We start from the raw sequence: 20945 nt of genomic DNA, 5'->3' as shown, positions 1-20945 counted from the left end.
ACGGCGCCCGCAGCCACCCCAATGAAGGAGAGCAACGTGTCCACTGTTGACAGCTTCGGTGCGAAGAGCACCCTGACGGTCGGTGGCACCGACTACGAGATCTACCGCATCGACACCGTCGCCGGGTACGAGAAGCTCCCGTTCAGCCTGAAGGTGCTGCTCGAGAACCTGCTGCGCACGGAGGACGGCGCGAATGTCACGAAGGCGCAGATCGAGGCACTCGGCAACTGGGATGCCGACGCCGAGCCCGACACCGAGATCCAGTTCACGCCCGCCCGCGTGGTCATGCAGGACTTCACCGGCGTCCCCTGCATCGTCGACCTCGCCACGATGCGCGAGGCCGTGACCGCCCTCGGCGGCGACCCGAACAAGATCAACCCCCTCTCGCCCGCCGAGATGGTCATCGACCACTCCGTCATCGCCGACCTCTTCGGTTCGGAGAACGCCCTGGAGCGCAACGTCGAGATCGAGTACGAGCGCAACGGTGAGCGCTACCAATTCCTCCGCTGGGGCCAGACCGCCTTCGACGACTTCAAGGTCGTCCCGCCGGGCACCGGCATCGTCCACCAGGTCAACATCGAGCACCTGGCCAAGGTCATCTACGACCGGACCGGCCGTGACGGCGTGCTCCGCGCCTACCCCGACACCTGCGTCGGAACCGACTCGCACACCACGATGGTCAACGGCCTGGGCGTGCTCGGCTGGGGCGTCGGCGGCATCGAGGCCGAGGCCGCGATGCTCGGCCAGCCCGTGTCGATGCTTATCCCGCGCGTCGTCGGATTCAAGCTCACCGGCGAGATCCCCGCCGGCGTCACCGCGACCGACGTCGTCCTCACGATCACCGACATGCTCCGCAAGCACGGCGTGGTCGGCAAGTTCGTCGAGTTCTACGGCAAGGGTGTCGCCTCGGTGCCGCTCGCGAACCGCGCCACCATCGGCAACATGAGCCCCGAGTTCGGCTCCACGGCCGCGATGTTCCCGATCGACGACGTCACGCTCGACTACCTGCGCCTCACGGGCCGCGACGAGCAGACCGTCGCCCTCGTCGAGGCCTACGCCAAGGAGCAGAAGCTCTGGCACGACTCCGACAACGAGCCCGTCTTCAGCGAGTACATGGAGCTCGATCTCGGCACCGTCGTGCCCTCGATCGCCGGCCCCAAGCGCCCGCAGGACCGCATCCTCCTCTCCGAGGCGAAGAGCCAGTTCGAGAAGGACATCGTCAACTACGCGACGCCGTCCTCGACGACCGAGGTCGCCGACCTCGAGTCGATGGGCTCGTTCCCGGCATCCGACCCGGGCGGGGCGCCCGGCGACGAAGAGCCCGAGACCATCGCGGTCCCGATCTCGAGCGGCGCGCCGGCCACGGCATCCAAGCCGGTCAAGGTGACGACCCCCGACGGCACCGCGTACCTCCTCGACAACGGCGCGGTCACCCTCGCCGCGATCACGTCGTGCACGAACACGTCGAACCCGTCGGTCATGATCGCGGCCGGCCTGCTCGCCAAGAAGGCCGTCGACAAGGGCCTCAAGCGCAAGCCGTGGGTCAAGACGACCCTCGGCCCGGGCTCGAAGGTCGTCACCGACTACTACGAGAAGTCCGGCCTCGACAAGGCGCTCGAGGGCCTCGACTTCTACACTGTCGGCTACGGCTGCACCATCTGCATCGGAAACTCCGGTCCGCTGATCGAAGAGGTCTCGGCCGCCATCAATGAGAACGACCTCGCCGTCACGGCCGTCCTCTCCGGCAACCGCAACTTCGAGGGCCGCATCAGCCCCGACGTGAAGATGAACTACCTCGCGTCGCCGCCGCTGGTGGTCGCGTACGCCCTCGCCGGGTCGATGAATTTCGACTTCGAGACCGACCCGCTCGGCACCGACCAGAACGGCGAGGACGTCTTCCTGAAGGACATCTGGCCGGCCCCCGAAGAGGTGCAGCAGGTGATCGACGCGTCGATCTCGCGCGACCAGTTCATCACCCAGTACGCCACCGTCTTCGACGGCGACGAGCGCTGGAAGAGCCTGCCGACGCCCGAAGGCCCCGTCTTCGAGTGGGATGCCGATTCCACCTACGTCCGGAAGGCCCCGTACTTCGAGGGCATGTCGATGGAACTGACCCCGGTCAGCGACATCTCCGGCGCCCGCGTCATGGCGACGCTCGGCGACTCGGTCACCACCGACCACATCTCGCCGGCCGGCAACATCAAGGCGGGCACCCCGGCAGCGCAGTACCTCACCGAGCACGGCGTCGCGCAGAAGGACTTCAACTCCTACGGCTCGCGCCGCGGCAACCACGAGGTCATGATCCGCGGCACGTTCGCGAACATCCGCCTGAAGAACGAGCTCGTCGCCGCCGTCAACGACGGCCAGATCGTGGAGGGCGGCTACACCCGCGACTTCACGCAGGCCGGCGGTCCGCAGTCGTACATCTACGACGCGTGCGAGAACTACGCGGCCCAGGGCACCCCGCTCGTCGTCTTCGGCGGCAAGGAGTACGGCTCGGGCTCGTCGCGCGACTGGGCGGCGAAGGGCACCTCGCTCCTGGGCGTCAAGGCCGTCATCACCGAGAGCTTCGAGCGCATCCACCGCTCGAACCTCATCGGCATGGGCGTCGTGCCGCTGCAGTTCCCCGACGGCGAGTCGTGGAAGAGCCTCGGCCTCGACGGCACGGAGATCGTCTCGATCGAGGGTCTCGAGCAGCTCAACGAGGGCGTCACCCCCAAGACCGTCAAGGTCACGGCATCCCCGAGCGAGTTCTCGCCCGAGGGCAAGGAGACCGTCGTCTTCGACGCCAAGGTCCGCATCGACACGCCCGGTGAGGCCGACTACTACCGCAACGGCGGCATCCTGCAGTACGTGCTGCGCTCGCTCGTCTGAGCCGGCGCCGCCTCGCGAGCCCGTCCCCGTCTGGGGGCGGGCTCGCGTCGTCCCACCCTGGCCTCATCCGGCCGCCGCGCGGCCCACGCCGCACGGGCCGCGCGCGCTCAGCGCCGGGAGAGGCGGAGCATCCAGTCGGCGGGAACGCGCGAGGCGGGGCCGGGAACCGTCTGATCGGCGGGGTGACTCTCGGGCGGCGCGAGCGCCGGGCCGGTCGTGTAGTCGTCGGTCCGGAAGTCGTAGAACCAGTCTTCGCCGGGCTCGAAGCTCCGGATGATCGAGTGGCCCGTCTCGGCCGCGTGCGCGCGGGCGTGCCGCGAGAGCGACTGGTCGCAGCATCCGACGTGCCCGCAGGCGGCGCAGCGGCGCAGGTGCAGCCACCAACCGCCTGTCGCGTCGCAGTCCAGGCATCCGTCGCCGCTCGGCGGCACCTCGGGGTCGATCTCCGCAGTCATCTCGTCCTCCTCGTTCCCCCCGATCCTCCCGCGCGCGGCCGCGGCCCGCCAGACCCCCGCCTGGGGCGTGCGCAGGCCCGGGCGGCGTAGACTCAGGGGATGAGTCTGCTCGCATCGATCACCGGACCGCGCGACCTCGATGCGCTCACCCCGGCGCAGCTGGAGCAGCTCGCCCGGGAGGTGCGCGACTTCCTCGTCGAGAACGTCGCCCGCTCGGGCGGCCACCTCGGCCCCAACCTCGGCGTCGTGGAGCTGACGATCGCGCTGCACCGCGTCTTCGACTCGCCCGCCGATCCCATCATCTTCGACACCGGCCATCAGTCGTACGTGCACAAGCTCCTCACCGGCCGCCAGGACTTCGACAAGCTGCGCTCGCGCGGCGGCCTCGCCGGCTACCCGCAGCGCTCCGAGAGCCCGCACGACGTCGTCGAGTCATCGCACGCCTCCAGCTCGCTCAGCTGGGCCGACGGCATCTCCCGCGCCCTCACCCGCACGGGCCGCACCGACCGCCATGTCGTCGCGGTCGTCGGCGACGGCGCGCTCACCGGCGGCATGACGTGGGAGGCGCTCAACAACATCTCCGACGACAACGACCGCAACCTCGTCATCGTCGTCAACGACAACGGCCGCTCCTACGCGCCCACGATCGGCGGCATGGCCCGCTACCTCAACCGCGTCCGGACGACCGACGGATACGAGAACCTGCGCCGCGGCTCGGCGTCGTTCGCCCGGCTGTTCGGCCCTCCCGGGCGTGCGATGTACCGGGGGCTGCGCGGCGGCACGCACGGGTTCCTGTCGCGCTTCGTCAACAACGAGGCGCTCTACTCGAACCTCGACATCAAGTACCTCGGCCCGATCGACGGTCACGACCTGCCTGTGCTCGAAGAGACCTTGCGCCTCGCCAAGGAGTACCGTGCGCCCGTCATCGTCCACGTCATCACGGAGAAGGGGCGCGGCTACGAGCCCGCCCGTCGCGACGAGGCCGACCAGTTCCACGCGGTCGGAAAGATCGATCCCGCAACGGGGGAGCCGATCGGATCGTCGGATGCCGTCGCATGGACGGATGCCTTCTCCGCGGCGCTCGTCGCCGCCGGCGAGCGACGCGAGGACATCGTGGCGATCACCGCCGCGATGCTCCGCCCCACGGGTCTGCAGCCGTTCGCCCAGCGCTTCCCCGACCGGGTCCTCGACGTCGGCATCGCCGAGCAGCACGCGGTCGCCTCCGCGGCGGGGCTCGCCTTCGGCGGCCTGCACCCGGTCGTCGCCATCTACGCGACGTTCATGAACCGCGCTTTCGACCAGGTGCTGATGGACGTCGCGCTGCACAAGGCGGGGGTCACGTTCGTCCTCGACCGCTCGGGCGTGACCGGCCCCGACGGCCCCAGCCACCACGGGGTGTGGGACCTCGCGATGCTGCAGCTGGTTCCCGGCATCCGCATCGCCGCCCCTCGCGACCAGGCGCGCCTGAGGGAGGAGTTCGACGAGGCGATCGAGGTCTCCGACGGCCCCACCGTCATCCGGTTCCCGAAGGGCGCCGTCGCCCCTGACCTGCCCGCGATCGAGCGCCGCGCCGACGGCACCGACGTGCTGTGGCGGCAGGGGAGCGAGGACGTCCTCCTCGTCGGCATCGGCTCGATGGCCCACCTCGCCGTCGAGGTCGCCGAGCGCCTTCGCGCACAGGGGATCGGCGCGACCGTCATCGACCCGCGCTGGGTGATCCCGGTGCAGCCGAGCGTCATCGAGCTCGCGGCAACCCACCGCCTCGTCATCACGATCGAGGACGGCATCCGCGTCGGCGGTGTCGGCACGCGGGTGCGCCAGGTGCTCCGCGAGGCGGGCGTCGACACGGCGGTGGACGAGCTCGGCCTTCCGGGCGCGTTCATCGACCATGCCTCACGCGAGCAGATCCTCGAGGATGCCGGGCTCACGGCGACCAAGATCGCGCACGACGTCGTCTCGCAGGTGCTGGGAACGCGCATCCCCGTCGCTCGCCCGTCGGCGGACACGGGCGCGATCTGGACGGTCTCGGCGCCGGAGCCGGAGCGTCTCGCAGAGCGCCTTCCCGAGCACGACGGCGAGCCGCAGGAGCGCTGAGCGCGCGTCGGCACGGCCGGTGCGCGCGGTCGCGCGTTCGTCTCGCAGGAGATTCGCGTCCGCACGCCCGCATGCGGGCCTCCTTCGCGCCGCGGAGTCGAGATCTCCTGCGAGACGAACGCCGACGGCGGCGTGACAGCATGGAGGGATGAGCTCCACCGCCAACCTGACCCGTGATGAGACCGCCGCCCGCGCCGCCGGCATCCGCCTCGAGACCGTCGACGTCGACCTCGATCTGCGGAGCGCACCGCGCACGGATGCCGAGACTTTCGCGACGGCATCGACCCTCGTCTTCACCGCCGCCGTCGACGAGACGTGGGTGGACTTCCTGGGCGCATCGGTCGACGAGGTCACGATCAACGGGGTCGCGCAGCCGGTCGACTGGGACGGCGCGCGGGTGCGCCTCACCGGCCTCCAGCCCCACAACACCGTCGTGATACGCGGCACGGCGCGCTACAGCACGTCGGGTGAGGGGCTCCATCGCTTCCGCGACCCGGTCGACGACGCGGTGTACCTGTACACCCAGTACGAGCCGGCCGACTGCCGCCGCGTCTACCCCTGCTTCGAGCAGCCCGACCTCAAAGCCCGCTGGCGTTTCACGGTGACCGCGCCCGCCGACTGGCAGGTGCTCTCCAACGGGGCCGAGACCGGACGTGACGCGGTCGACGGCGGCGTGCGCGTGACCTTCGCGCGCACACTGCCGCTGTCGAGCTACATCACGGCGGTCGCCGCGGGTCCGTACGCGCGTGTCGACGGGGTGTGGGAGGGCCCGGACGGCGATGTTCCGCTCGGGGTCCTCTGCCGCGCCTCGCTCGCGCCGCACCTCATGGGCACCGGTGACGCCGACGAGATCCTCGAGATCACCCGGCGCGGGCTCACGTTCTTCGCCGACGCGTTCGGCCTCGCCTACCCCTGGGGCACCTACGATCAGATCTTCGTGCCGGAGTACAACCTCGGGGCCATGGAGAACCCGGGCCTCGTGACGTTCACGGAGGCCTACATCTTCCGCGGCGCGTCGACGGCAGCGCAGCACGAGGGGCGCGCGAACACGATTCTGCATGAGATGGCCCACATGTGGTTCGGCGACCTCGCGACGATGCGCTGGTGGGATGACCTGTGGCTCAAGGAGTCGTTCGCCGACTTCATGGGCGCCCACGCGGCGGTCGTCGCCGGCGGCTTTCCCGAGGCCTGGGTGACGTTCGCCAGTCGCCGCAAGGGCTGGGCGTATGTGCAGGATCAGCTGCCGACGACGCACCCGATCGTCGCGGACATCCCCGACCTCGAGGCGGCGAAGCTGAACTTCGACGGCATCACCTATGCGAAGGGCGCGTCGGTGCTGAAGCAGCTCGTCGCGTTCGTGGGGGAGGATGCCTTCTTCCACGGCGCCCGGCGCTACTTCGCCGACCACGCCTACGGCAACACGACGCTGCCCGACCTCCTGACGGCCCTCTCCGGCGCCTCCGGCCGCGACCTCTCCGCCTGGAGCGGCGCCTGGCTCGAGACGACCGGGATGTCGCAGCTCTCGGTCTCACGTGGCACCGACGGCGCTCTGACGCTCGTGCAGACCGACCCTCGTCCGCACCGCCTCACCGTCGGGCTGTACGGCTTCGAGGGAGATCGGCTCGTGCGCCGGGGCGGCGTGGACCTCGACATCACGGGCGAGCGCACCCCGATCGAGGTGCTGGTCCTTCCGGCATCCGACCTCATCGTCCCGAACGACGATGATCGCACCTATGCGAAGGTGCTGCTCGATCCGGCGTCGACGGATGCCGTGGAGCGCGGCCTCTCGACGATCGACGACGCCGTGACGCGCGCCGTGATCTGGGCTGCCCTGTGGAACGCGACGCGTGACGGCGACCTGCCCGTCGCCCGCTACCTCGGGATGGCGCTGCGCCACGCTCCCGCAGAGACGAACGTCGCACTCCTGGCGGATGCGCTCGCGCGCGCCGACCAGGCGATCGGGCGGTACGCGACGGACGCGGATCGGCCCCGGCTCGCCGCCGACTGGCTCGACAGCGTCTGGGCGACGCTGTGGGCGGCGGAGCCGGGATCAGACGCGCAGCTGGCATGGGCGCGCGCACTGGGCGCCGCGGCATCGCGCGCGGACGGCCGCGCGGAGGACATCCGCGCGATCCTCTCCGGTGACGCCGCCGCACCCGAGGGACTCGCGCTCGATCCCGAGCTGCGGTGGGCGTGGCTCGTCGCGCTCTCGGCGACCGGACACGCGAGCGTCGCAGACGCGGATGCCGAGCTCGTTCGCGACCCGTCCTCGCAGGGCCGCGCCGCGCGCCTCACGGTGCTCGCTGCCCGCCCCGACGCCGAGGTGCGCGCCGACGCCTGGCAGGCGCCATGGGACGACGAGAGCCTCACGAACGATCAGTTGAGCGCGACGATCGCCGGCGTCCGCGCGGGAGATCACCGCGACCTCCTCGCTCCGTTCGACGAGGAGTATTTCGCACGGATCGCACCGGCCTGGTCGGCGCGGAGCATCGAGATCGCTCGGCGCCTCGTCGTCGGGCTGTTCCCGGCATCCGCCTCACTCGACCTGGCCGACGCGTGGCTGGACAGTCACGCCGACGCGCCGGGCGCGCTGCGCCGCCTCGTCATCGAGCAGCGGGATCACCTGGCGCGGGAGATCCGGGTTCGGGCGACTCAGCCCTGACGGCACCAGGCCCGACCTGTTCGACCCCGTCGGCTTCGAGCTGGTCCACCCGGAGCCGGTATGCCCTGATCATGTCGGCTTCGAGCTGGTCTGCCCGGAGCTGGTCTGCTCTGAGTTTGTCTGCTCTGAGCGCACGGCGGCGGGCTCGGAACCGTCCGAGCGGGACAACGATCGCGGCGGCCACGGCGAAGACGGAGAGGACGAGCGAAAGGCTCAGGTCGAAGCCGCCTGTGATGCTGTAGTTCAGGACCAGAATCGTCGAGACGCCCACCGCCATGCCGAGGACCGCGAAGGCGGCGAGGTGCACAGGTTCGGAGGGGACCCGGCGAAGAGACCGGGCGAGAGCCCACGCCGGACCGGCCCAGACCAGCATCTCGACGAGCGCGATAAGCACGGAGACCGGGAGTGCGTACAGCAAGAAGGCGATCGCATAGGGACTCTCGCCGAAGAAGGTCATGACGAGACACAACAGCAATGAGGCGAGGGAGAACCACCGTACCGCCGAGAACGCGCCCCACCAGAACTCCCGGGCGGTGAACGCCATCGGCTCGGCCGCCGTCCGCGGTGAGCCGGGCACTCCCGCCCCGCTCACGGGCGGACCTCGCCCACGAGTGCCAGCAGCTCGGCGAGCGGTTTCCGGGCGAGGGGGAGGCGCGCGAGCGGAAGCGTGAGCTTCAGGAGCGCCAGGCCACGGTCGAGGAGCCGCCGCGTGCGCTCCTGCGCGGGGGAGTCGTCGTACACCCAGTAGAGCGCGAGCAGGAGGTACGCGACGAACAGCACCGAGGGGAGCGCTGCGGCGACATCTACCGGGAGGGAGCGCTTCGCACCCGCAACCGCGTCGGCGAACAGGCCCTCGGTGACGTCGCGCGCGGCGGTGGAGTCGTGCGACAGCGGGTTCAGCGACGAGCGCGGAGCAAGGGCCGCCGACACGAACTCGGCCGCGTGGTCGTGGTACGGCTCCAGCTCGTCGAGGCCCGTCGTGTAGACGATGCGGAGGCGCTCGACGAGGTCGGCCGACCCTCCGAGCAGCGGCGCGGCGGCGGCGCGGTGCCGCTCCTGCACCTCGAGGTAGAGTTCCTGCACGAGGTCGGCCTTCGAGGCGAAGTGGTAGTTGGTCGTCCCCACCGAGACGCCCGCCTCCTGCGCGATCAGGCGGATCGTCGTCGCGTCGTACCCGCGTTCGCGGAACGAGCGGAGCGCGAGGTCACGGAGGAGACCGCGAGTGCGCTCGCTCTTCGTCGTCGCGGCTCGATCATCAGAACTGAACATGTTCAGATTCTAGCGCATCGCGCGGTCCGGCTCGAGAGGCTCAGACGCTCCGCAGCACGGCGACGGCGCCAGCCCAGTCATCCGCCCCTGCCACTGCGGACCCGGCGGGGTGTCGCCCCGCGATCGCCTCGGCGAGCAGGTAGCCGTCGGTCGTCGCGTCGCCGGTGATGACGACGGACAGCAGCTCAATTCCGCAGGCGGCGCGCACCCGGTCGCTGCACGTTGCGAGTACCGATGCCGACAGCGCCGCGTTCTCGGGGAGCCGGGGCGCCGCCTCATCGCTCACGAGGTCGCGCAGGGCCGCCCCGACGATGTTCCCGGTCCGTTCGGCGACGTACGCGACCTCGAGCTCGAAGACCCGAAGATCGGTGCCCGTGACGAACGGACGCCAGTCGAACGAGGCGTGCACGAGATGCTGCCGTCCGCTGCCGCTCGTCAGCTGCCGAGCGGGGAGATCTGTCGAACGCACGCGCGTGTCGACGCGCCGGTACCACGCGAGCACCGGGAACACGGCGTGCGTGCCCGGGCCGAGCACGACGACCTCTCCGGCCTCATGTCCCCGGCCTGCACGCCGTCGCACGATCGGCCTGCCGTTGCGGGTGCGGATCGCGGCTTCGCCCTCGTCGATCGTGACCATCAGGAGCTTGAAGAGCGCCGGCACCACCAGGAGCACCGTGAGCACCGCCCCGCCGGTCTTGATGAGCGCGTTCATCCCACCCGTGCCGACGAGCGAAGTCAGGGTCTCGATCACGACACCAGGATGCCGCGCCATCCGGCATCCGGCCGCCTGCGGCAGTCAGCGGAACGGAGTCTTCGCCGTCGCGTCACCGAGTGTTCCGCAACCGGACGCGCGCAGACCCGCACCCTCCCCTCCACCCGCAGGTTCGGAGCTGAAACGCAGAATCGGATGCCGCGCGCTGCGGCATCCGATTCTGTGGCGCTTCTCCGAATCCGCGACAGCGGATCGGCCTCAAGGACGGCTCAGGAGCCGATCCCCACGATGCGCGGGTCGTGGAAGGTGCCGCCGAAGACCCGCTCCGACGCACCCTCGCGATCGAGGTACGGCGAGGCGCCGCCGTCGATGAAGGGCCAGCCGGCTCCGAGGATGAGGCACAGATCGATGTCCTCGACCTCGGGCACGACGCCCTCGTCGAGCATGATCTTGATCTCCTGCGCGAGACCGTCCTGCACGCGGCGGAGGATCGTGTCGGCGGGCGTCGGGGTCGAGCCGATGTGACCCTTGATGACCTTCTGGGCCTCCTTGGTGAAGCCCGTGACGCGGCCGCCCTTGTCCTTCTCAACGACCTCCGGCAGCTCCGCGAGCGCGTGGAAGTTCTCGTTCGCGTAGAAGCGGTCGGGGAAGGCGCGCACCATCGTGTCCTGCACGTGCGCGGCGACCTTCCAGCCGACGAGGTCGATGAGCTGGAACGGTCCCATCGGGAGGCCGAGGGGCGCGAACGCCTTCTCGACGTCGGCCACGGGCGTGCCCTCGTAGACGGCGCGGGCGGCCTCGCCCATGACCTTGGCGAGCAGGCGGTTCACGACGAAGCCCGGCGCGTCGGCGGTGAGCACCGCGTTCTTGCCGAGGCCCTTCGCGACGACGAACGCCGTCGACAGGGCCGCGTCCGAGGTCTCCGGCGTCTTCACGATCTCGATGAGCGGCATGACCGCCACCGGGTTGAAGAAGTGGAAGCCGACGAGCCGCTCGGGGTGGGCGAGCTTCGACCCGATCTCCTCGACCGACAGCGACGAGGTGTTGGTCGCGAGGATCGCGTCCTCCGCGATGATCGGCTCGATCTCGCCGAACACCTGCTGCTTGACGCCGACCTCTTCGAAGACGGCCTCGATGACGAAGTCGCAGTCCGCGTAGAGGCTCTTGTCGGTGGTGCCGGTGACGAGCGCGCGCAGCTGGTTGGCGGTGTCGCCGTCGAGGCGACCCTTCTGCTCGAGCTTCGAGATCTCGTCGTGGATGTAGGCCACACCCTTGTCGACACGGGCCTGGTCGAGGTCCGTGATGAGCACGGGCACCTTGAGGCGACGCACGAACAGGAGGGCGAACTGGCTCGCCATGAGGCCCGCACCGATGATTCCGACCTTCGTGACCTTCTTCGCGAGGGCCTTGTCGGGCGCGCCGACAGGGCGCTTCGCGCGCTTCTGCACGAGGTCGAAAGCGTACATCGACGCCGCGAACTGGTCACCGGTCACGAGGTCGGCGAGGGCGTCGTCCTCGCGGGCGAAGCCCTCTTCCTTCGTGCCGCTCTTGGCCTTGTCGAGCAGGTCGAGGGCCACGTACGGCGAGCGGGGAACCGTGCCGATCTTCGACTCGAGCATGTTGCGCGCCATCTTGATGGCGACGGGCCACTTGACGGTGCGCTCGATCTTGCCGGGCGCGTTCTTGCGCTCGACCTTGATCGCCCCGGTCAGCACGCCGTCCGCCCACGCGAGCGAGTCCTCGAGGAACGTCGCCGCGGGGAAGATCGCGTCCATGATGCCGAGGTCGTACGCCTGCTGCGGCTTCAGCATGCGGTTCTGCTTCAGCGGGTTCGAGATCACGACCTCGAGGGCGTTCTCGATGCCGATGAGGTTCGGCAGCAGGTAGGCGCCACCCCAGCCGGGGATGATGCCGAGGAAGACCTCGGGAAGGGCGATCGCGGCCGCCGAGGCATCCACCGTGCGGTAGTGCGAGTTGAGGCCGATCTCGAGGCCGCCGCCGAGGGCGAGGCCGTTCGTGAAGGTGAAGGTCGGCACGCCGATGGTGGCGAGCTTGCTGTAGACCTTGTGGCCGAGCTGGGCCACGAGTTTGGCGTTGTCCTTCGACCCGACCTTCGTGATGTCGGAGAGGTCGGCGCCGGCGGCGAGGATGTACTGCTTGCCGGTGATGCCGACCGCGTCGATCTCACCCGCCGCGGCGCGCGCGGTGAGGGTGTCGAGGGTCTCGCCGAGCTCGGTCATCGTGGCCGGGCCGAGCGTGTTCGGGCGGGTGTGGTCGCGACCGTTGTCGAGCGTGATGAGCGCGAGCACCTTGCCCGAGCGCAGCGTCACGTCGCGCACGCGCGAGTGTGTGATCACCTCGTCGTCGGTGAGCGCGAGGATGGGGGAGAAGTCGATCTCGTCGTAGTTCGTCATCGCGATCAGCGCTTCTTTCCGTTGTAGTGCGGGTTCTCCCAGATGACCGACCCGCCCTGGCCGAGGCCCACGCACATGGCGGTGAGGCCGTAGCGGACGTCGGGACGCTCGGCGAACTGCGCCGCGAGCTGGATCATCAGACGCACACCGGATGCCGCGAGCGGGTGTCCGAGCGCGATCGCGCCGCCCCACTGGTTGACGCGGGGGTCGTCGTCGGCGATGCCGAAGTGGTCGAGGAGCGAGAGCACCTGCACGGCGAACGCCTCGTTCAGCTCGAACAGGCCGATGTCCTCGATCTTCAGGCCGGCCTTCTTCAGCGCCTTCTCGGTCGAGGGGATCGGGCCGATGCCCATGATCTCGGGCTGGACGCCGGCGAACGCGAACGAGACCATCCGCATCTTCGGCGTGAGACCGAGCTCCTTCACGGCGTGCTTTCCGGCGAGCAGCGACATCGTCGCGCCGTCGGTGAGGGGCGAGGAGGTGCCGGCGGTGACGCGGCCGTGCGGGCGGAAGGGGGTCTTCAGCGCGGCGAGGTCTTCCATCGTGGTCTGCGGGCGGCGGCCCTCGTCCTCGGTGGCCAGGCCCCAGCTGCCCTCGGCATCCTTCACGGCGACCGACACGAGGTCGGGCTGGAACTTGCCGGCCTCGTACGCGGCCTGCGCCTTGTGCTGGCTCAGCATGCCGAAGCGGTCGGAGCGCTCCTTGGTCAGCTGCGGGAAGCGGTCGAAGATGCGCTCGGCCGTGACGCCCATGTTCAGCGCACCCGGGTCGACCATGCGCTCCGAGACGAAGCGCGGGTTCGGGTCGGCGTTGCCACCTATCGGGTAGTGACCCATGTGCTCGACGCCGCCGGCGAGGGCGAGATCGTACATGCCCGATCCGATCGCGCCGCCCATCATGGCGACGCTCGTCATCGCGCCCGCGCACATGCGGTCGATCGCGAAGCCGGGAACCGTCTGCGGGAGACCCGCGAGGATCGCGACCGAACGCCCCAGGGTGAGGCCCTGCTCGCCGGTCTGGCTGGTCGCGGCGATCGCGACGTCGTCGATCCGGTCGGCGGGCACGTCCGCGTTCCGCTCCATGAGTCCGATGGTCGCCTTGACCGCGAGGTCATCGGCGCGGGTGTTCCAATACATGCCCTTTTCGCCGGCGCGACCGAACGGGGTCCGCATGCCATCGACGAAGTAGACGTCCGAAATCTCGGCCACACTGCCTCCAAGGTAAATGAGATTGAGTACAGCCTAACGTGACACTCAGTCTCGCGAAGCCGCTTGGTCCGATTCTACGAGGCGTCGGCGGGAGCGTCCTCGGAAGCCTGCACGGATTCGACAAACGCCTGCGCGATCACGGGAGCGGTGAGGGCGACCTGCCAGGGGCGCGCGCCGCGCGCGGCGAGGGCGGCGCCCACCGAGTCACTGTCGATCTCGTCGGGTGCCTCCCACGCCACCCGGCGCAGCGTGTCGGGCGTGAGGAGGTTCTCCGTGGGCATGTTCAGATCGCGCGCGAGCTGCTCGATGAGCGGGCGTGCCGCTTTGAGGCGAAGGTCGGCGGGCGGGTTGCGGTCGGCCCACGCCCGGACGGGCGGCATGCCGTCGCCGGGGACCCGCTCGACAGGAAGCGCGGGGTCGGTCCGGCCTGTCTCGATCGCGGCCCACCAGCGGTCGAGCTGGGTGCGGCTCGCGCGCCCGGTGAAGTCCTTCACCCGCGACAGTTCCTGCTTGCTCGCGGGGTTCGCGAGCACCGCGGCGACGAGGGAGCGGTCGGGCACGAGGCGACCCGGGGCCGTGTCCTGCTCGCGGGCGTAGTCCTCGCGGGCCTGCCACAGCGCGCGGGCGATCGCGAGCGCACGCCTCCCGCGCACGGTGTGGAGACCGCTGAGCCGGCGCCACGGCTCTTCGCGCGGCGGCTTCTCGGGGCGGGTGCGAACAGCCTCGAACTCCTGCGCAGCGAGGTCGGTCTTGTCCTGCTCGGCGAGCTCGGCGACCAGGGCGTCGTAGACATCGACCAGGTGCAGCACGTCGAGCGCGGCGTATTCGAGCCACGGCTGGGGGAGCGGGCGGGTCGACCAGTCGGCCGCCGAATGCGCCTTGGCCAGCGTGATGCCGAGGGTGTCCTCGACGACGGCTCCGAGTCCCACGCGCTCGTGGCCCAAGAGGCGCGCCGCGAGCTCGGTGTCGAAGATCGACGGCGGGGTGAGGCCCAGTTCGTGCAGCGAAGGCAGGTCCTGGCTCGCGGCATGGAGGATCCACTCCTCCTCGCCGATCGCGCGCTGAAGCGCCGTCATGTCGCCGATCGCCGGCGGGTCGAAGAGGAACACGCCCGCCCCGCGGCGGAACACCTGGACCAGGTACGCGCGCTGCGAGTAGCGGAACCCCGAGGCGCGCTCGACGTCGACGGCCACGGGACCCGTTCCCGCCGCGAGCGTGCGCGCCGCGGCATCCAGCCCGCCCGCATCGGCGATGACGTCGTACTCAGCCACGCGTCGACCTGCGACCTCTGAACACCGCGATCCCTTCCGATTCCGGCGGAAGACCCGCCAGCATGCACACCAATTCTGCCCACGCGTCCACCTGTGCGGCGATGTCGACCTGTGCGGCGATGTCCCCGTCTCCACCACTGCCTCCCGCAGGCGACCACGATGCGCGCAGTTCGATCTGTGCGCCGTCGCCTTCGCCGGCGAGACCCCCGAATCCCTTCGAGAGGGTCTTCGTCGCTGTGCCGGATGCCGAATGGAACGCCGCCCCTCGGGCCTCCAGCGCGTCGACGAGCCACGACCAGGCTACGTCGGCGAGGAGCGGATCGGTGCCGATCTCCGGCTCGAGGGGAGCCTGCGCGAAGCAGACGATGCGCCACGGACCACCCCACGCGTCCGGCTCGGAGGGGTCGTGGAGCACGATGAGGCGCCCGGTGCCGTACTCGGAATCGGCGCCGTCGCTCTCGGGGCGCACATCACCGGCGATCGCGTACGCCTCGGGCGCGAGGGAGGCGGGTGCGGGGATCTCGCGCACCGAGAAGTCGGGGCGGAAGGTGAGCGCGCGCACGGAATCCACGACGCCGGTCATCGCCGCAGAGCCGGCCAGGGGACGGGGTTCATCCACGCCGTCAGACTAGAATGCACAGACGATGAAGGCATCCAGGCGCGCCGCCTTCGGCGCCTCACGATCCGGCTCGGCGCCTTCCGCGTCCGCGGCCGCTCTGCGGGGCACCGCGCTGGCCCTGGCCTCCGCACTCACCGTCGTCTCCGCAGCTCTCGCCGTCGTCACGGTGCGCGTCGCCCGTCGGGTCGTCATGCCCGCCGCGCGCGCCGTCGACACGCGCATCCTGGGGGTCGACGTCGCCGCACAGACGGTGACCCTCTCGCGCACCCCCGACACGCAGCTGCCTGGTCGATACGGGCTGTTCACGACCGGCGCCGCCGACTATCTGAAGATCGGGTCGGTGCTCTCGAGCGATGCCGCGAGCGTCACCCGCAAGCTCCTGACGGAGGTCGACGGCGAGACGCAGCTCACCCCCGACGCCGCCTTCAGCGGGTGGTACTACCGCACCCCCGACGAACTGCACCTGCCGTACACAGAGGTGCACGTGGCCGCGCCGATCGGCCCTTGCCCCGCGTGGCTGTTCCCCGCCGGCAGCGGCCCCGAGGGCACGGCCGACACGTGGGTCATCCAGATCCACGGCCGCGGCACCACCCGCTCCGAGTGCCTCCGCGCGGTGCCCGTCTTCCACGCGCTGGGTCTGACGTCGCTCGTCGTCTCGTACCGCAACGACGGCGACGCGCCGCACACCCGCACCGGCAGTTACGCCCTCGGCGCGACGGAGTGGCGTGACGTCGACGCCGCCATCTCCTGGGCGCGGCACCGGGGCGCACGTCGCATCGTCCTCATGGGGTGGTCGATGGGGGGCGCCATCGCGTTGCAGCTCGCGCTCCGCTCCGCGCACCGCGAGATGATCGCGGGGCTCGTGCTCGATTCCCCCGTCGTCGACTGGCGCACGGTCCTCGAGTACCAGGGCCGGGCGCTCCGCCTGCCCGCCCCCGTCACCGACCTCGCGATCGGCACCCTGTCCGCCGACTGGGCGACGCCCGCGACGCGCGCCGATGAGGGCATCCCGTTCGATCGGCTCGATCTCGTCGCGCGGTCGGGCGAGCTGCGGCATCCGATCCTCATCCTGCACAGCGATGACGACGGCTTCGTCCCGTCGACCGCGTCCCATGCCCTGGCCGAGGCCCGACCCGACCTCGTCGAACTCCAGACGTTCACGACCGCACGCCACACCAAGCTGTGGAACTACGACCAGCAGCGCTGGACCGACGCGATCGACGACTGGCTCCGCCGACACGACCTCCTCCCCGCCGAAAAGAGCGCCCTGTGAGCATCCAGTGACGATCGTCCATCTGACCGAGCGCAACCCTCAGGTATCCGGCGACGAGATGGTCGCGGCGCTCGTGCCGCCACCCCAGTTCGACGGCGCGAGCTTCGAGACCTACCGCGCCGACCCGGCCTACCCGTCTCAGCAGGAGGCGAAAGACCTTCTCACGGCGTTCAGCCGTGGGGGGGCTCCGGCCGAGCGCGGGGGACTCTTCCGCCGGGCCAAGCGCGCGCCCGAGATGAAGCCGGGCGTCTACCTCGACGGCGGGTTCGGCGTCGGCAAGACCCACCTGCTGGCCTCGATCTACCATGCGATGCCCGCGCGCCGGAAGTACTTCGGCTCGTTCATCGAGTACACCGCCCTCGTCGGCGCGCTCGGCTATCAGAAGACCGTCGAGCTGTTCCGCGGCGCCGACCTCCTGTGCATCGACGAGTTCGAGCTCGACGACCCCGGCGACACGATGGTGATGACGCGCCTTCTGGGCGAGCTCGTCCCCACCGGTACACGCCTCGCTGCGACCTCGAACACGCCGCCGAACGCGCTCGGCGAGGGTCGCTTCGCGGCACAGGACTTCCTTCGCGAGATCCACGCGATGTCCGCGAGCTTCGAGACCATCCGCATCGACGGGACCGACTACCGCCAGCGCGCGATCGACGGGCACGCCGTCGTCCTGGATGACGCGGCGTACACGCAGGCGCTGACGGATGCCGACGCCTCCGGCACGGCATCCGACGACGCGTTCGACGGACTCATCCGCCACCTCGCCTCCGTGCACCCGTCGCGCTACATCCGACTCATCGAGGGGCTCGACACGATCGGGCTGCGGGATGTCGCGGAGCTGCAGGACCAATCGGCGGCGCTGCGCTTCGTCGCCTTCGTCGACCGCGCCTACGACGCGCAGATCCCCGTGCGCGCGACCGGGCTCGGCCTCAACGAGGTCTTCGCGCCTGAGATGCTCGCCGGCGGATACCGCAAGAAGTACCTGCGCGCCATCTCGCGACTGAACGCGCTCACGCATTCCTGAGCGGATCCGCCCGCGACACGCAGGAGCGCGAAACGTGATGTTCACATCGCGCGGGGGCATGTAACCGACGCGAAACACGCTGCGCACGGCGGAGGAAACCGCACGTCGCCACACTGGGTCTCGCCCGGACCGCTGCGACCCGAAACGCTGCAGGGGAGGGGCTTTGAGTTACACAACCCCGAGTGAGGACCTTCATGGACAGCGGAAACCTCGCGTGGTCTGTCGCCGCGACAGCCCTCGTGCTTTTTATGACGCCGGGTGTGGCGTTCTTCTACGGCGGCCTCGTCAAGGCCAAGAGCGTCGTCAGCATGATGATGATGAGCTTCGGCGCGATGGGCCTGGTCGGCGTGCTCTGGATCCTGTACGGCTCCAACATGACCGCCATCGCAGACGGCGAGAACCAGTTCCTCGCCGGAAACCCCTTCAGCGACTTCGGCCTGGCGAACACCGGCAGTGACGGGCTGGTCGTCTCCGCGTACGGTGCGACCTTCGCCATTATCACCGTCGCGCTCATCTCCGGAGCGATCGCCGACCGCGCGAAGTTCGGCTCGTGGATGATCTTCGCCGGCATCTGGGCGACGGTCGTCTACTTCCCGGTCGCCGCGTGGGTCTGGGGCGGCGGCTGGGTGTACAACCTCGGCGCGAACATGGGCCTCGACGTCAGCGTGATCGACTATGCCGGTGGTACCGCGGTGCACATCAACGCCGGTGCAGCCGCGCTCGCGCTCGCGCTCGTGCTCGGCAAGCGCGTCGGCTTCCAGAAGGGCATCCACAAGCCCCACAACGTTCCTCTCGTGATGCTCGGTGCCGCGATCCTGTGGTTCGGATGGTTCGGCTTCAACGCGGGCGCCGAGGGCACGTTCTCGCTGCTCGGCACGGAGGGCTCGTCCGTGGGCCTCATCGTGATCAACACGCTGGGCGCGACGGCCGCGGCGATCATCGGCTGGATCGTCGTCGAGAAGATCAAGGACGGCAAGCCCACCGCCGTCGGCGCCGCCTCCGGCGCCGTCGCGGGTCTCGTCGCGATCACCCCGTCGTGCGCCGCCCTCGCGCCGGGCTGGGCGCTGCTGCTCGGCGTCATCACCGGTGCGGTCTGCGCCCTGGCGATCGAGCTCAAGTGGAAGCTCGGCTACGACGACTCGCTCGACGTCGTGGGCGTCCACCTCGTCGGTGGTCTCATCGGCACGCTCTACCTCGGCTTCTTCGCCAACGGCACCGGTCTGTTCACCGGAGGCAACGGGGCGCAGCTGCTCGTACAGGCGATCGCCGCCTTCGGCGTGCTGATCTACTCCTTCGTCGTGGCCTACCTCCTCGGCCTCCTCATCGAGAAGACGATCGGGTTCCGCGTCAAGAACGAGGACGAGATCGCCGGCATCGACACCGTCGTGCACGGCGAGGAGGGCTACGCGCTGGTCGACTGACCGCACATCGCGTTCCCCGAGGGGCGCCGGGCTTCGGCTCGGCGCCCCTCGTCGCGCCGCCTGGGTCGCACCTCGGGCGGCGTTGTTAGGCTGACGCGCATGCACGCACGTCGCGACGGGTTCGGTGTCGGTCTGCTCCAGAGCCTGCTGAAGGCGTTCACGCGGCCCGCGCAGACATCGGAGCCACCGTCTCGCACGGCCACAGGCAGGTCGTCCCGCCTGTCCTCCGGAGCCCCTTCCTGGGGCGCGGACGGCGTGGATGCCGAGGCGCACCGCGGACGGAGCGGAGTCACCGCCACGAAAGAGATCGACCCGCCGGATGCGCGCGGCCTCACGATCACGTACGCGCCCGACCGCGACGGCGACCCGGACGCGGGGGAGGTCGTCTGGACGTGGGTGCCGTACGCCGAGAACGACGGCCGCGGCAAGGACCGGCCCGTGCTCGTCATCGCGCGCCAGAACGCCGACCGCGTCTACGCGGTACGTCTGACGAGCAAGGCGCACGAGGGCGACCGCGACTTCCTGGCCATCGGCTCCGGCCCGTGGGACTCGCAGGGTCGTCCCTCATGGGTCGACATCGAGCAGGTGTACACCGTGCATCGCGACGGCATGCGCCGCGAGGCATCCGCGCTCGATCTGGATCGCTTCACCCGCGTCGCCGCCGCATTGCAGCAGCGTTACGGCTGGGCAGTCGGTTCCTGACTCCGCGCGACGCGCCGGTGCCGAACTGCAAGGGATCAGGACGGACACGCCGTGACGGATGCCATCACGGCGGCGTGTCGTCGGCGACCCCTTGCAGATCGTGTCGCCCCGGGGGTACGAGAAAACCCCCGGCGAAGCGAGGGTTTCGTGGTGGGCGATACCAGACTCGAACTGATGACCTCTTCCGTGTGAAGGAAGCGCGCTACCAACTGCGCCAATCGCCCGTGAGCGCGGAGAAGATTCTGCGCGCCGAGACTCGATGCTACCGGATGCCGACCCCACCCGCCGAATCGCGCACGTGACACGCGCGGGCGCGCATCGGTTTTGCGCTGGGCCGATCGTCGGCTAAAGTCGATCAAGCGCCTGAGGGAGTCGGAGACGACAACCAGGGAGCACGCGGATGTAGCGCAGTTGGTAGCGCATCACCTTGCCAAGGTGAGGGTCGCGAGTTCGAGTCTCGTCATCCGCTCGAGTGCAGCGGTCGTTCTTCGGAATGATCACGGCACGTGGGGTCAAACCACACGGTTTAATCACACGGTGGTTAAACACCACACGGTGGTTGAACACACGGTGGCGTGGCCGAGCGGCTAGGCACCGGCCTGCAAAGCCGTTTACACGGGTTCGAATCCCGTCGCCACCTCACGTCACAACTGAATACGCCTGTACAGGCGCGATTGGCGCAGCGGTAGCGCGCTTCCCTGACACGGAAGAGGTCACTGGTTCGATCCCAGTATCGCGCACATATCAAAGCCCCCGGAGTCCCGGGGGCTTTCGTTGTTTCACCGCACGGCGGTCGCCGCTGTGATAGGTATCGAGGGTGTCTCAACCCCCTGCCTCTCAACCGCCTGCCTCTCAACCGCCCGCGTACCCATATCCTGCGCCTCACGCTGCCGCGTACCCCCACGCCGTACCGCAGCGTCCCGCGTACCCGCACCCCTCGGCGTTCCCAC

General features: G+C 69.8%; 15 protein-coding genes and 4 tRNA genes. 10 read left to right on the top strand and 9 right to left on the bottom strand.

Translation table 11 applies throughout. The features are described 5' to 3' along the window. Positions 1-36: 36 nt before the first annotated feature. Complete coding sequence (locus tag AC3ENQ_RS00390; RefSeq protein ID WP_431800636.1) at positions 37-2874, top strand: aconitate hydratase; 2838 nt, start codon at positions 37-39, stop codon at positions 2872-2874. 107 nt (positions 2875-2981) lie between these two features. Here AC3ENQ_RS00390 and AC3ENQ_RS00385 read toward each other — a convergent pair whose 3' ends face one another. After that, a complete protein-coding gene (locus AC3ENQ_RS00385; protein WP_431800634.1) occupies positions 2982-3329 on the bottom strand; it encodes a UBP-type zinc finger domain-containing protein in 348 nt (115 codons plus the stop codon). 99 nt (positions 3330-3428) lie between these two features. On the opposite strand from AC3ENQ_RS00385, the gene dxs reads away from it, so the two are divergent. Both dxs and pepN read left to right on the top strand, forming a co-directional pair. Beyond that, positions 3429-5423 (top strand): 1-deoxy-D-xylulose-5-phosphate synthase, encoded by a 1995-nt coding sequence (gene dxs, locus AC3ENQ_RS00380; protein WP_431800632.1) that lies wholly within the window; start codon positions 3429-3431, stop codon positions 5421-5423. A gap of 148 nt (positions 5424-5571) precedes the next feature. Continuing rightward, positions 5572-8085 carry an aminopeptidase N gene (gene pepN, locus AC3ENQ_RS00375; protein ID WP_431800630.1) on the top strand — a complete coding sequence of 838 codons (2514 nt, stop codon included), beginning with the start codon at positions 5572-5574 and terminating at the stop codon, positions 8083-8085. Here the strand turns inward: pepN and AC3ENQ_RS00370 are convergent. The 7 genes from AC3ENQ_RS00370 to AC3ENQ_RS00340 form a co-directional block, all read right to left on the bottom strand. Then, the gene (locus tag AC3ENQ_RS00370; protein WP_488185844.1) at positions 8027-8542 is read right to left on the bottom strand and encodes a hypothetical protein; all 516 of its coding nucleotides are present in this window, start codon (positions 8540-8542) and stop codon (positions 8027-8029) included. The two genes, pepN and AC3ENQ_RS00370, sit on opposite strands and share 59 nt — an antisense overlap. A 131-nt stretch (positions 8543-8673) precedes the next feature. Beyond that, positions 8674-9354 carry a TetR/AcrR family transcriptional regulator gene (locus AC3ENQ_RS00365; protein ID WP_431800626.1) on the bottom strand — a complete coding sequence of 227 codons (681 nt, stop codon included), beginning with the start codon at positions 9352-9354 and terminating at the stop codon, positions 8674-8676. Positions 9355-9394: 40 nt separating this feature from the next. Next, entirely contained in the window at positions 9395-10105 is a 711-nt protein-coding gene (locus tag AC3ENQ_RS00360; RefSeq protein ID WP_431800624.1) for an SPFH domain-containing protein, read from the bottom strand. Between the two features lie 230 nt (positions 10106-10335). After that, a complete protein-coding gene (locus AC3ENQ_RS00355; protein ID WP_431800623.1) occupies positions 10336-12480 on the bottom strand; it encodes a 3-hydroxyacyl-CoA dehydrogenase NAD-binding domain-containing protein in 2145 nt (714 codons plus the stop codon). Between the two features lie 5 nt (positions 12481-12485). Next, a complete protein-coding gene (locus tag AC3ENQ_RS00350) occupies positions 12486-13688 on the bottom strand; it encodes a thiolase family protein (RefSeq protein WP_431800621.1) in 1203 nt (400 codons plus the stop codon). Between the two features lie 74 nt (positions 13689-13762). Further along, positions 13763-14959 (bottom strand): ribonuclease D, encoded by a 1197-nt coding sequence (locus tag AC3ENQ_RS00345; protein ID WP_431800619.1) that lies wholly within the window; start codon positions 14957-14959, stop codon positions 13763-13765. Continuing rightward, positions 14952-15542, bottom strand: a complete 591-nt coding sequence (locus AC3ENQ_RS00340) for a DUF3000 domain-containing protein (RefSeq protein ID WP_431801700.1) — start codon at positions 15540-15542, stop codon at positions 14952-14954. The genes AC3ENQ_RS00345 and AC3ENQ_RS00340 overlap by 8 nt, the downstream gene beginning before the upstream one ends. A gap of 61 nt (positions 15543-15603) precedes the next feature. Here AC3ENQ_RS00340 and AC3ENQ_RS00335 point away from each other — a divergent pair, with 61 nt between their 5' ends. The 4 genes from AC3ENQ_RS00335 to AC3ENQ_RS00320 all read left to right on the top strand — a co-directional run bounded on the left by AC3ENQ_RS00335 (position 15604) and on the right by AC3ENQ_RS00320 (position 19995). Beyond that, positions 15604-16851, top strand: a complete 1248-nt coding sequence (locus AC3ENQ_RS00335) for an alpha/beta hydrolase family protein (protein WP_431800617.1) — start codon at positions 15604-15606, stop codon at positions 16849-16851. 58 nt (positions 16852-16909) lie between these two features. Further along, a complete protein-coding gene (gene zapE / locus AC3ENQ_RS00330; protein WP_431801698.1) occupies positions 16910-17872 on the top strand; it encodes a cell division protein ZapE in 963 nt (320 codons plus the stop codon). 194 nt (positions 17873-18066) lie between these two features. Beyond that, positions 18067-19293: an ammonium transporter gene (locus AC3ENQ_RS00325; protein WP_431801697.1), complete on the top strand. Its 1227-nt coding sequence runs from the start codon at positions 18067-18069 to the stop codon at positions 19291-19293. Between the two features lie 99 nt (positions 19294-19392). After that, positions 19393-19995, top strand: a complete 603-nt coding sequence (locus AC3ENQ_RS00320) for a type II toxin-antitoxin system PemK/MazF family toxin (RefSeq protein ID WP_431800616.1) — start codon at positions 19393-19395, stop codon at positions 19993-19995. Between the two features lie 148 nt (positions 19996-20143). Here AC3ENQ_RS00320 and AC3ENQ_RS00315 read toward each other — a convergent pair. Beyond that, a tRNA-Val gene (locus AC3ENQ_RS00315) sits at positions 20144-20219 on the bottom strand. Positions 20220-20391: 172 nt separating this feature from the next. On the opposite strand from AC3ENQ_RS00315, the gene AC3ENQ_RS00310 reads away from it, so the two are divergent. The 3 genes from AC3ENQ_RS00310 (at position 20392) to AC3ENQ_RS00300 (ending at position 20735) form a co-directional block, all read left to right on the top strand. Then, positions 20392-20464: transfer RNA gene (locus AC3ENQ_RS00310), tRNA-Gly, on the top strand. 100 nt (positions 20465-20564) lie between these two features. After that, positions 20565-20635, top strand: a tRNA-Cys gene (locus tag AC3ENQ_RS00305). Between the two features lie 28 nt (positions 20636-20663). Next, a tRNA-Val gene (locus AC3ENQ_RS00300) sits at positions 20664-20735 on the top strand. The last annotated feature ends 210 nt before the right edge of the window (positions 20736-20945 follow it).

This window comes from Microbacterium sp. bgisy203 (assembly GCF_057706945.1).
This window is presented reverse-complemented; position numbering and strand designations above follow the sequence as displayed.